The sequence below is a fragment of the Pseudomonas sp. NC02 genome, from assembly GCF_002874965.1.
Taxonomy (GTDB): domain Bacteria; phylum Pseudomonadota; class Gammaproteobacteria; order Pseudomonadales; family Pseudomonadaceae; genus Aquipseudomonas.
This window is the reverse complement of record NZ_CP025624.1, coordinates 6,234,517-6,246,831: the sequence shown is the minus strand read 5'-3', so window position 1 is coordinate 6,246,831 and position 12,315 is coordinate 6,234,517. Positions and strand designations below refer to the sequence as shown.

Sequence of the window (12,315 nt, the reverse complement as noted above, 5' to 3'; positions counted from 1 at the left end):
GATTTCCGGCCAGAAGTGATTCCGGCAGCCTAATGGGTTGGTCAGTATTTGTCAGTGATATGAGACGTGGATCATGGGTTTTCGCTACCTGCTGGTTATCGGCTGTATATGCTTTCCCTTGATCGCGGGCGCCGTGCCTGCGCCTGCCACTCACCAGGCGCAGCTCGATGCCGGCCAGCGCGAATGGCTCGAACAGCATCCCGACCTGCGGGTCGGGCTGGTGTTACAGGCGCCTTATGCCCAATACGATCGGCGCTTGCAGCGGCTGTCCGGGGCCAATGTCGAATTGATGCATTGGTTGGCCAAGGCGCTGAATATCGAACTGACCTGGCGCAACTTTCCCAATCAGGAGCAACTGGAGGCGGCGGTGCGTGACGGCGAGGTCGACCTCGCCCCCGGCCTGCTGCAAACCCCGGCCGGCCTGCGCCTGTGGTTATTCTCCGATCCGTATATGCGGGTGCCCCAGCACATCGTCGGGGTTCGCGATGGCAGCACCGCAGTCGACCTGGAGAAACTCGACGACCAATCCCGCGTCGCCGTGCGCATGCCCAGCGCAGTGGCGGATTACCTGCGCAGCACCTACCCGAGTCTCAACCTGCAAGGCGTGCCCATGGAGCGCCAGGCCCTGCAATTGCTGGTGAGCCAGCAGGCGCGGTATGCGGTGGTGGATGAGGCGCAATTGAGCCGGTTGTCGGGCGAAACCGAGTTCGCCGGCCTTGCCGTGGTCGGCGATATCGGCCTGCCGCAATTGCTGCGGGTGGCCACGCGGCGCGACTGGCCCGAGCTGGCCGATATCATGCAAAGCGCCTTGCGCGCGATTCCCGCTCGTGATCTGGACCAGTTGCACAGCCGCTGGCTGCAGCCCAAATACCCACGGGTGACCGAGTCCCCCGGCTTCTGGCAAAACCTCACGTTGCTGCTGGGCCTGCTATTGCTCGCCAGCCTGGCCGTGGTGTTCTGGCAGCGCCGCCAGCAACGCGGCCTGGAGCATAATCTGCTGGCCGCCCGCGAAGAAAGCGCCGCCCGCGCCGCCGGTGCCGAAGCCTTGCGCCTGACCCAGTTCTCCATCGACCAAAGCACCGTCGGTATCCTCTGGGTCAATTGGGACAGCCATGTGCGCTACGCCAATCAGGCGGCGGAAACCATGCTCGGCTACGCCCCCGGCGCCCTGATCGAACGCCCGCTGATCGAGTTCGACCCGACGCTGACCATGGACCGCTGGCTCAACCTGTGGAAGCGTGCCCGGGCCAGCGAAGACGGGCCACAGAGCTTTGCCACCAATTGCCTGCGCGCCGATGGCAGCGTATTGCCAGCCGATGTGTCCCTGAGTTTCCTGCGCTTTGCCGACGGCGAATACCTGGTGGTCTACCTCAACGATGTCACCGAGCGTCGCCGGGCCCTCGCGGCCTTGCAGGAAAGTGAGGCGCGGCTGCAAGGGATCGCCGCCAATGTGCCGGGGCTGGTGTTTCGCCTGGAGCGCTTGCCGCGCAGCGAGGCGATCGAGTTTGCCTACATCAGCCAGGGCAGCGAGGGCCTGGTGGGTTACGCGCCGGAAGTGCTCAGCCATCCGGCCATGGGCATTCGCAGCCTGGTGCATCCCGACGACCGCGCCAGTTATCACCGCACCCAGGACCAGGCCATCGAGACGGAGAGCAACTGGGCCTGGCAGGGCCGCATCCTGACCCGCCTGGGCGAGCAGCGCTGGGCCGATATCAAGGCCGTGACCCGACGCCTGGAAGACGGGGCCGTGGTTTGGGACGGAATTGTCTGGGACATCAGCGAGAGCAAGCGCATCGAGCTGGAGCTGGACGCCTCCCGCGCGCAATTGCGGGAATTGTCGGCCCACCTGGAAACCGTGCGCGAGGAAGAGAAGGCCCGCATCGCCCGGGAAGTGCACGACGAGTTGGGGCAGATGCTCACCGTGCTCAAGCTGGAGACCTCGATGTGCGAGCTGACCTACGCCCAACTGGATCCCGGCCTGCACGAGCGGCTGAACAGCATGAAGCGCCTGATCGCCCAACTGTTCCAACTGGTACGCGATGTGGCCACCGCCTTGCGTCCGCCGATTCTCGATGCCGGGATTGCCTCGGCGATCGAATGGCAGGCCCGGCGTTTCGAGGCCCGGACGCAGATTCCGTGCCTGGTGCAGGTGCCGGATAATCTGCCGGCGCTGAGCGACGCCAAGGCCATCGGCCTGTTCCGCATCCTGCAGGAGGCACTGACCAATGTGATGCGCCATGCCCAGGCGCATACTGTCGAGCTGACGCTGGTGGTGGAGGGCGCGCACTTGCGCCTGACCATCAGCGACGACGGCGCAGGTTTCGTCCAGGCCCCCGGGCGCCCGGTATCGTTTGGCCTGGTGGGCATGCGCGAGCGGGTGCTGATCATGGGCGGGCAGTTGAGCCTGGACAGCGCATTGGGCGAAGGCACCACCCTGAGTGTGACGGTGCCGCTGGATTGATAACCAAAAGAAGAGGACATCCACAGTGATCCGTGTACTGGTAGCTGAAGACCACACCATCGTTCGCGAAGGCATCAAGCAACTGATCGGCCTGGCCAAGGACCTGCTGGTGGTGGGCGAGGCGAGCAATGGCGAGCAGTTGCTGGAGACTCTGCGCCACGTGCCTTGCGAGGTGGTGTTGCTGGACATCTCGATGCCTGGCGTCAACGGCCTGGAAGCCATCCCGCGGATCCGTGCGCTGAACAATCCCCCGGCGATCCTGGTGCTGTCGATGCACGACGAAGCGCAAATGGCCGCCCGTGCGCTGAAGGTCGGTGCCGCCGGCTATGCCACCAAGGACAGCGACCCGGCGCTGCTGCTGACCGCGATCCGCAAGGTCGCGGCGGGCGGACGGTACATCGACCCGGACCTGGCCGACCGCATGGTCTTCGAAGTCGGCCTCACCGATTCCCGCCCATTGCACTCGTTGTTGTCGGAGCGCGAGTTCTCGGTATTCGAGCGCCTGGCCCAGGGCGCCAACGTCAACGACATCGCCCAGCAGTTGGCGTTGAGCAGCAAAACCATCAGTACCCACAAGGCGCGCCTGATGCAAAAGCTCAATATCACCTCCCTGGCGGAACTGGTGAAGTACGCCATGGAGCACAAACTCCTATAGCGGCATACCTGTTTGCGACTGCCTGCCGAGCGCCGCGCTGCCCGGTCTTGCTGCTTGTAGCGTGGGGTTTGTAACTGCTCTGTTCTATCCCCGTCATCCGTGTAGGGCAATCCCTACCCCAAACCTTCCATCCTGCTGATGCCAATCTCTCCGGGCCCCCGATTTGCGCGGCCTTGCCCTGGGACTACGCTTGTTCCACGGCAGTCCAAAACAAAAAGGTGCGGGTATGAGCGAGGTGGATTCAAATGATGTGCTGGTCAGCTTTCGTGGCGTGCAGAAGAGCTACGACGGCGAGAACCTGATCGTCAAAGACCTCAACCTGGAGATTCGCAAGGGCGAGTTCCTGACCCTGCTCGGGCCGTCCGGGTCGGGCAAGACCACCAGCCTGATGATGCTCGCCGGTTTCGAAACCCCCACCGCCGGCGAGATCCAGCTGGCCGGCCGCTCCATCAACAACGTGCCGCCCCACAAGCGCGACATCGGCATGGTGTTCCAGAACTACGCGCTGTTCCCGCACATGACCGTCTCCGAGAACCTGGCGTTTCCGCTCTCTGTACGCGGCCTGAGCAAGACCGACATCAGCGAGCGGGTCAAGCGTGTACTGAGCATGGTCCAGCTCGATGCCTTCGCCCAGCGCTACCCGGCGCAACTCTCCGGTGGCCAGCAGCAGCGGGTGGCCCTGGCCCGGGCGCTGGTGTTCGAGCCACAGCTGGTGCTGATGGACGAACCCCTCGGCGCCCTCGACAAGCAACTGCGCGAACACATGCAGATGGAGATCAAGCACCTGCACCAGCGCCTCGGCGTGACGGTGGTGTACGTGACCCACGACCAGGGCGAAGCACTGACCATGTCCGACCGGGTGGCGGTGTTCCACCAGGGCGAGATCCAGCAGATCGCTGCCCCGCGCACCTTGTACGAAGAACCGAAAAACACCTTCGTCGCCAACTTCATCGGCGAGAACAACCGCCTCAATGGCCGCCTGCACAGCCACACCGGCGACCGCTGCGTGGTCGAACTGGCGCGCGGCGAAAAGGTCGAGGCGCTGGCGGTGAACGTCGGCCAGGTCGGCGGCCCGGTGACCCTGTCGGTGCGCCCCGAGCGCGTCAGCCTGAATGGCTCCAGCGAAAGCTGCGTCAACCGTTTCTCCGGGCGCGTGGCCGAGTTCATCTACCTGGGCGACCACGTGCGGGTGCGCCTGGAAGTCTGCGGCAAGACCGATTTTTTTGTGAAACAACCGATCGCCGAGCTGGACACAGCCCTGGCGGTCGGCGACGTGGTACCGATTGGCTGGCAAGTCGAGCACGTTCGCGCACTCGACCCACTTCTAGAGGCGAATTGATCGCCCCCTTGCTTCACCAACCTCGCACGTGGAGAGAACAACAATGTTGAGATCCCTGAAATATTCCGCCCTGGCTCTGAGCTTGATGGGCGCGACACAGGCCATGGCAGGCCCTGATTTGACGGTGGTGTCCTTTGGTGGCGCGAACAAGGCGGCGCAGGTCAAGGCCTTCTATGCACCGTGGGAAAGCGCGGGCAACGGCAAGATCGTCGCCGGCGAATACAACGGTGAAATGGCCAAGGTCAAGGCCATGGTCGACACCAAGAGCGTGTCCTGGGACCTGGTGGAAGTGGAGTCGCCGGAACTGTCCCGTGGCTGTGACGAAGACATGTTCGAGCCCCTGGACCCGAAACTGTTCGGCAACCCGGGCGACTACGTGAAGGGCGCGATCCAGCCGTGCGGCGTGGGTTTCTTCGTGTGGTCCACGGTGCTGGCCTACAACGCCGACAAACTGAAAGCACCGCCAGGCGGCTGGGCCGATTTCTGGGACACCAAGAAATTCCCGGGCAAACGCGGCCTGCGCAAGGGCGCCAAGTACACCCTGGAATTCGCCTTGATGGCTGACGGTGTGGCGCCGAAGGATGTGTACAAGGTGCTGGCCGGCAAAGATGGCCAGGACCGTGCGTTCAAGAAGCTCGATGAGCTCAAGCCGTATATCCAGTGGTGGGAAGCGGGCGCCCAACCGCCGCAGTACCTCGCTTCTGGCGATGTGGTGATGAGTTCTGCCTACAACGGCCGGATCGCTGCCGTGCAGAAAGAAAGCAATTTGAAAGTGGTGTGGAACGGCGGGATCTACGATTTCGACGCCTGGGCCATTCCAAAAGGCCTGGCCAAGGACCGTGCTGACGCGGCGAAGAAGTTCATCGCCTTCTCGGTGCAGCCGCAGCAGCAGAAGACCTATTCGGAAAACATCGCCTACGGCCCGGCCAATACCCAGGCGGTACCGTTGCTGGCGAAGGACATCCTGAAGGATATGCCGACTACCCCGGAAAACATCGCCAACCAGGTGCAGATCGACGTGAGCTTCTGGGCGGATAACGGTGAGCAACTGGAGCAGCGCTTCAATTCCTGGGCTGCCAAGTAACCACCGCACCCAGGGTGGATGGGCTTTTTGTGGCGAGGGGGCTTGTCCCCCGTTGGGCTGCGAAGCGGCCCCAAAACCAGCCACCGCGGTCAGTCTAATAAACCACAGTGGCTTTACTGGGGCTGCTGCGCAGCCCAACGGGGGACAAGCCCCCTCGCCACAGGTGTGGGCCTTCACAGGTCTGCATTCTTTTTTACGATCCGGAGTTCGCCATGGCCCTCGCCATTCCCAGCCCCACCCTGAAACAGCGCCTGGCGCGTGCCGAGCGGCTCAACCGCTGGAAGGCCCAGGCCCTGATCGCGCCATTGGTGGTGTTTTTGCTGCTGGTGTTCCTGGTACCGATTGTGGCGCTGCTCTACAAAAGCGTCGGCAACCCGGAAGTGGTGGGCGGCCTGCCGCGCACGGTGGTGGCGGTGACGGCCTGGGACGGTCGTGGCTTGCCGGGCGAGCCGGTGTATCAAGCCATCAGCGAGGACCTGGGCGAAGCCCGGAAAAACTCGACCCTGGGCGACCTCTCCAAACGCTTGAACATGGAGCTGGCGGGCTATCGCAGCCTGCTGACGAAAACCGCGCGGGCGCTGCCGTTCACCGAAGCGCCTGCCTCCTATAAAGAAGCGCTGGAAAACCTCGACGAACGCTGGGGCGACCCGGCGTACTGGCAGGCGATCCGGCGCAACACCAGCAGCCTCACGCCATACTACTTGCTGGCCGCCGTCGATCACCGCATCGACGACCTCGGCGAAATCGCCCCGGCCACCCCGGACCAGGCGATCTACCTCGATATCTTCGCCCGTACGTTCTGGATGGGCCTGGTCATCACCGTGTGCTGCCTGCTGCTGGCCTATCCGTTGGCTTACCTGCTGGCCAACTTGCCGGCGCGGCAAAGCAATTTGCTGATGATCCTGGTGCTGCTGCCGTTCTGGACCTCGGTGCTGGTGCGCGTGGCGGCCTGGATCGTGTTGCTGCAGTCCGGCGGCTTGATCAACAGCGCGCTGATGGGCATGGGGCTGATCGATAAACCCGTCGAGTTGGTGTTCAACCGGCTGGGGGTCTACATCTCCATGGTGCACATTCTGCTGCCCTTCATGATTTTGCCGATCTACAGCGTGATGAAAGGCATCTCGCCCACCTACATGCGGGCGGCAATCTCCCTGGGCTGCCACCCATTCGCCAGCTTCTGGCGCGTGTACTTCCCGCAGACCTACGCAGGCGTTGGTGCCGGCTGCTTGTTGGTGTTCATTTTGGCGATTGGCTACTACATCACCCCGGCCTTGCTGGGCAGCCCGAACGACCAGATGGTCAGCTACTTCGTGGCCTTCTACACCAACACCAGCATCAACTGGGGCATGGCCACGGCCTTGGGCGGCTTGCTGCTGCTGGCCACCGTGGTTCTGTATTTGATCTACAACTGGCTGGTGGGCGCCAGCCGCCTGCGCCTGAGCTAAGGAGACCGTTGCGATGCTGAGCCCTTATATGTCGCCCGTGGAACGGGTCTGGTTCTACAGCTTGCGGATCCTCTGCGGCCTGATCCTGTTGTTCCTGATCTTGCCGGTGCTGGTGATCATCCCGCTGTCGTTCAACAGTGGAAGTTTCCTGGTCTACCCGCTGCAAGGTTTCTCGCTGCACTGGTACCAGGATTTCTTCGGTTCGGCGGAATGGATGCGCGCCCTGAAGAACAGCATCATCGTGGCTCCGGCGGCTACAGTGCTGGCGATGGTGTTCGGCACGCTGGCGGCGATTGGCCTGACCCGGGGGCACTTTCCCGGCAAGGCGCTGGTGATGGCCCTGGTGATTTCGCCGATGGTAGTGCCCGTGGTGATTATCGGTGTGGCCAGTTACCTGTTCTTCGCGCCGCTGGGCCTGGGCAACAGCTTCTTCTCGCTGATCGTGGTGCACGCGGTGCTGGGCGTGCCGTTTGTGATCATCACCGTGTCGGCGACCTTGCAGGGGTTCAACCATAACCTGGTGCGGGCGGCGGCCAGCCTGGGCGCGTCACCGCTGACGGCGTTTCGTCGGGTGACCTTGCCGTTGATTGCCCCGGGGGTGATCTCCGGGGCGCTGTTCGCCTTTGCCACCTCGTTCGATGAAGTGGTAGTGACGCTGTTCCTCGCCGGGCCCGAGCAGGCAACCTTGCCCCGGCAGATGTTCAGCGGCATCCGTGAAAACCTCAGCCCTACCATTGCCGCCGCAGCGACCTTGTTGATCGCGTTCTCGGTGGTGCTGTTGCTGACCCTGGAATGGCTGCGCGGGCGTAGCGAGAAACTGCGTACGGCCCAGGTCTAAAGCCAAACAGAGATCAAAATGTGGGAGCGGGCTTGCTCGCGAAGGCGGTATGTCAGTCAACAGAGATATCGACTGGCCTACCGCCTTCGCGAGCAAGCCCGCTCCCACATTGGGTTTGTGTCTATTCAGTAGCTGAATGCAAGACAACCAGCCCAAGTCAGCTAGTCTTGTGCCAGCCCATAACTGATAAGAGGCCGCGCACATGAGTACTTCCTCATTCAAGATCGCCCACAAACTGCTCACCGGCCCAGGCGCCATCGAGCAACTGGCCGCCGAGTTGACGCGGCTGGATGTCGACAACCCGCTGATTGTCACCGATGCGGCACTGGTCAAATCCGGCACCGTGGCGCTGGCGCTGGAACACCTGGGCGAACGGACCTACGAGATTTTCGACCGCGTGCTGCCCGACCCGGAAATCGCCATCGTCGAGGACTGCATGCGCGTCTACCGCGAAGGCGGGCATGACGGCCTGATCGGCGTCGGCGGCGGCAGTGCCATCGATATCGCCAAGAGCGTGGCGGCCTACGCCGGTTACCATGGCGCCCTGGCCGACCTGTTCGGCGTGGACCAGGTGCCGCGCAAAGGCCCGCCGCTGATCGCGATTCCCACCACCGCCGGCACCGGTTCGGAGGTGACCAACGTGGCGATTCTGTCGGACAAGGTCGCGCAACTGAAAAAAGGCATCGTCAGTGATTACCTGCTGCCGGACGTGGCCCTGATCAGCCCGCAGATGACCCTGACTTGCCCGCGCAGCGTCACCGCCGCCAGTGGGGTGGACGCATTGGTGCACGCCATCGAATCCTACCTGTCGCTGAATGCCTCGCCGATCACCGATGCACTGGCCATCGGGGCGATCAAACTGATTGCCAAGGCGTTGCCCAAGGCCTACGCCAACCCCGCCAACCTTGAGGCCCGGGACGACATGGCCACCGCCAGCCTGATGGCCGGGATGGCGTTCGGGAATGCCGGCGTGGGCGCGGTGCATGCGTTGGCCTACCCGTTGGGCGGGCGTTTCAACATCGCTCACGGCGTAAGCAATGCCTTGCTGCTGCCCTACGTGATGCACTGGAACAAGCTGGCGTGTGTGGAGCGCATGCAGGAGATTGCCGAGGCCATGGGCGTGAATATCACGGGGTTGAGTGCGGTGGATGCCGCCGACCAGGCCGTCGATGCGATGACGCGACTGTGTGCCGCAGTCGAGATTCCGTCCGGCCTGCGCAGCTTCGGTGTGCCTGAAGACGCGATCCCGGCCATGGCGGTAGAGGCGGCGGGGATCGAGCGCCTGATGCGCAACAATCCGCGCAAGCTCAGCGCCGCTGATATCGAGAAAATCTACCGGGCAGCTTATTAACCATTGAGCGAGGTCACGGTGCGCGCGGCAAAGCATGAGGTATACAATGCGCGCCATCGTGATTTAGCTCAAAAAGGTGCGTCATGCAGCCCTTCGTCATTGCTCCATCGATTCTCTCCGCCGACTTCGCCCGCCTGGGCGAGGAAGTGGACAAGGTGTTGGCCGCCGGTGCCGACTTCGTTCACTTCGATGTCATGGACAACCACTATGTGCCGAACCTGACCATTGGTCCGATGGTCTGTGCCGCCCTGCGTAAATACGGCGTGACCGCGCCTATCGATGCGCACTTGATGGTCAGCCCGGTGGACCGCATCGTCGGTGACTTCATCGAAGCCGGCGCGACCTACATCACCTTCCACCCGGAAGCCACGTTGCACGTGGACCGCACCCTGCAACTGATCCGCGAGGGCGGTTGCAAGGCGGGCCTGGTGTTCAACCCGGCCACTCCGCTGAGCGTGCTTGAGTACGTGATGGACAAAGTCGACATGGTGCTGCTGATGAGCGTCAACCCGGGCTTCGGCGGGCAGAAGTTCATCCCCGGCACCCTCAACAAGCTGCGTGAAGCGCGGGCGCTGATCGATGCGTCGGGCCGTGATATCCGCCTGGAGATCGACGGTGGCGTCAACGTCAACAACATCCGCGAAATCGCCGCGGCCGGTGCTGACACCTTTGTGGCCGGTTCGGCAATCTTCAATGCCCCGGACTATCAGGAAGTGATCGCCAAGATGCGTGCAGAACTGGCGCTGGCGCGTCCATGAGTGGCTTTGAGCAACTGTTCCCCGGCAAACTGCCACGGCTGGTGATGTTCGATCTGGACGGTACGTTGATCGATTCAGTGCCGGACCTGGCCGCGGCGGTGGACCAGATGCTGCTCAAGCTGGGGCGCAAGCCGGCGGGTATCGAGTCGGTGCGCGAGTGGGTCGGCAATGGCGCGCAGATGCTGGTGCGTCGGGCCTTGGCCAACAACATCGAGGCCGAGGGTGTCGATGATGTGGAAGCCGAGCATGCGCTTGAGCTGTTCAACGTGGCCTACGAAAACGGCCACGAACTGACCGTGGTTTATCCCGGCGTGCGCGACACCCTGAAATGGCTGCACAAGCAGGGCGTGGAAATGGCCCTGATCACCAACAAGCCGGAGCGTTTCGTCGCACCGCTGTTGGACCAGATGAAGATCGGCCGGTATTTCCGCTGGATCATCGGCGGCGATACCTTGCCGCAGAAGAAGCCCGACCCGGCCGCGCTGTTCTTCGTGATGAAAATGGCCAATATCCCGGCGTCCCAATCGCTGTTTGTCGGCGATTCGCGCAGTGATGTGCTGGCGGCGAAAGCGGCGGGGGTCAAGTGCGTGGCCTTGAGTTACGGCTACAACCATGGCCGGCCGATTGCCGAAGAATCCCCGGCGCTGGTGATTGATGACCTGCGCCTGTTAATCCCCGGTTGCTTGGGAACGGGCGCTGAGATAACGTTGCCCGACGCTGTTCCATCCCCTTCTGGAAATCCCATCGTGGTGGTCACTCGCAAACTCTGGATGAAAGTCATCAAGGCCCTGGCCCGCTGGCGTTGGCGCGCCTGACTGATCCTCGCCGCGCTGCGGCACGTTTGCACACCTGACCGTTAGACCCTCAAGCCACGAGGCACCTCATGATCCGCGAAGAATTCCTGCGTTTGGCCGCTGCCGGCTACAACCGTATCCCCATGGCCTGCGAAACCCTGGCCGACTTCGACACCCCGCTGTCGATCTACCTGAAACTGGCCGACGAGCCCAACTCCTATCTGCTGGAGTCGGTGCAGGGCGGTGAGAAATGGGGCCGTTATTCGATCATCGGCCTGCCGTGCCGCACGGTGCTGCGGGTACATGATCACCATGTGAGCATCACCCTGGACGGCGTCGAGATCGAAAGCCATGACGTGGAAGACCCGCTGGCCTTCGTCGAGGAATTCAAGGCGCGCTACAACGTGCCGACCATCGCCGGCCTGCCGCGCTTCAACGGCGGCCTGGTGGGTTACTTCGGCTACGACTGCGTGCGCTACGTGGAAAAACGCCTGGGCAAATCCCCGAACCCCGATCCGTTGGGTGTGCCGGACATTCTGCTGATGGTTTCCGACGCGGTGGTGGTGTTCGACAACCTCGCGGGCAAGATGCACGCTATCGTGTTGGCGGATCCTTCCCAGGCCGATGCGTTCGAGCAAGGCCAGGCGAGCCTGGAAGCGCTGCTGGAAAAACTGCGCCAGCCGATCACCCCGCGTCGCGGCCTGGACCTCAGCCGTCCACCGGCGGCTGACCCGGTGTTCCGCTCCAGCTTTACCCAGGATGACTACGAGCGTGCGGTCGATACCATCAAGGAATATATCCTTGCCGGTGACTGCATGCAGGTGGTGCCGTCGCAACGCATGTCCATCGACTTCAAGGCCGCGCCGATTGATTTGTACCGGGCGCTGCGCTGTTTCAACCCGACGCCGTACATGTACTTCTTCAACTTTGGCGACTTCCACGTCGTGGGCAGTTCGCCGGAAGTGCTGGTGCGGGTCGAAGACAACCTGATCACCGTACGCCCGATTGCCGGCACCCGCCCTCGCGGTGCGACCGAAGAGGCGGACCTGGCGCTGGAACAGGACCTGTTGAGCGACGACAAGGAAATCGCCGAGCACTTGATGCTGATCGACCTGGGCCGCAATGACACCGGGCGTGTCTCGGAAATCGGTTCGGTGAAGCTCACCGAGAAGATGGTGATCGAGCGTTACTCCAACGTGATGCACATCGTGTCCAACGTCACCGGCGAGCTGAAGGCCGGGTTGACGGCGATGGATGCACTGCGGGCGATCCTGCCGGCGGGCACCTTGTCGGGCGCACCGAAGATTCGCGCGATGGAAATCATCGACGAGCTGGAGCCGGTGAAGCGTGGTGTGTATGGCGGCGCGGTGGGGTATTTCGCCTGGAACGGCAATATGGACACTGCGATCGCGATCCGTACGGCGGTGATCAAGGACGGCGAACTGCACGTGCAGGCGGGCGGCGGGATCGTGGCCGACTCGGTACCGGCCCTGGAATGGGAAGAGACGCTGAACAAGCGCCGGGCGATGTTCCGCGCGGTGGCGTTGGCTGAGCAGACCCCGCAGGACTGAAGTCAGACGTAGATCAAAA

General features: G+C 62.9%; 10 protein-coding genes. All 10 read left to right on the top strand.

Going from position 1 to position 12,315, the window contains the following annotated elements:
- Positions 1-73 precede the first annotated feature (73 nt).
- Positions 74-2,461 carry a PAS domain S-box protein gene (locus C0058_RS29445; RefSeq protein ID WP_102370011.1) on the top strand — a complete coding sequence of 796 codons (2,388 nt, stop codon included), beginning with the start codon at positions 74-76 and terminating at the stop codon, positions 2,459-2,461.
- A 25-nt stretch (positions 2,462-2,486) separates the two neighbouring features.
- Positions 2,487-3,116 carry a response regulator transcription factor gene (locus tag C0058_RS29440; protein ID WP_003210977.1) on the top strand — a complete coding sequence of 210 codons (630 nt, stop codon included), beginning with the start codon at positions 2,487-2,489 and terminating at the stop codon, positions 3,114-3,116.
- A 226-nt stretch (positions 3,117-3,342) separates the two neighbouring features.
- A complete protein-coding gene (locus C0058_RS29435) occupies positions 3,343-4,455 on the top strand; it encodes an ABC transporter ATP-binding protein (protein ID WP_003210974.1) in 1,113 nt (370 codons plus the stop codon).
- A 43-nt stretch (positions 4,456-4,498) separates the two neighbouring features.
- Positions 4,499-5,539, top strand: coding sequence for an ABC transporter substrate-binding protein (locus C0058_RS29430; protein ID WP_003210973.1), 1,041 nt, complete (start codon positions 4,499-4,501; stop codon positions 5,537-5,539).
- A 212-nt stretch (positions 5,540-5,751) separates the two neighbouring features.
- Positions 5,752-6,984 (top strand): ABC transporter permease, encoded by a 1,233-nt coding sequence (locus tag C0058_RS29425; RefSeq protein WP_003210972.1) that lies wholly within the window; start codon positions 5,752-5,754, stop codon positions 6,982-6,984.
- Positions 6,985-6,997: 13 nt separating this feature from the next.
- Positions 6,998-7,822 carry an ABC transporter permease gene (locus tag C0058_RS29420; protein WP_003210970.1) on the top strand — a complete coding sequence of 275 codons (825 nt, stop codon included), beginning with the start codon at positions 6,998-7,000 and terminating at the stop codon, positions 7,820-7,822.
- 202 nt (positions 7,823-8,024) lie between these two features.
- Positions 8,025-9,173: an iron-containing alcohol dehydrogenase gene (locus C0058_RS29410; RefSeq protein WP_003210968.1), complete on the top strand. Its 1,149-nt coding sequence runs from the start codon at positions 8,025-8,027 to the stop codon at positions 9,171-9,173.
- Between the two features lie 83 nt (positions 9,174-9,256).
- Positions 9,257-9,931: a ribulose-phosphate 3-epimerase gene (rpe, locus tag C0058_RS29405; RefSeq protein ID WP_003210966.1), complete on the top strand. Its 675-nt coding sequence runs from the start codon at positions 9,257-9,259 to the stop codon at positions 9,929-9,931.
- Entirely contained in the window at positions 9,928-10,746 is an 819-nt protein-coding gene (locus tag C0058_RS29400; RefSeq protein WP_003210964.1) for a phosphoglycolate phosphatase, read from the top strand. Before rpe ends, C0058_RS29400 begins: the two co-directional genes overlap by 4 nt.
- Before the next feature lie 68 nt (positions 10,747-10,814).
- A complete protein-coding gene (gene trpE / locus C0058_RS29395; protein WP_003210962.1) occupies positions 10,815-12,296 on the top strand; it encodes an anthranilate synthase component I in 1,482 nt (493 codons plus the stop codon).
- The last annotated feature ends 19 nt before the right edge of the window (positions 12,297-12,315 follow it).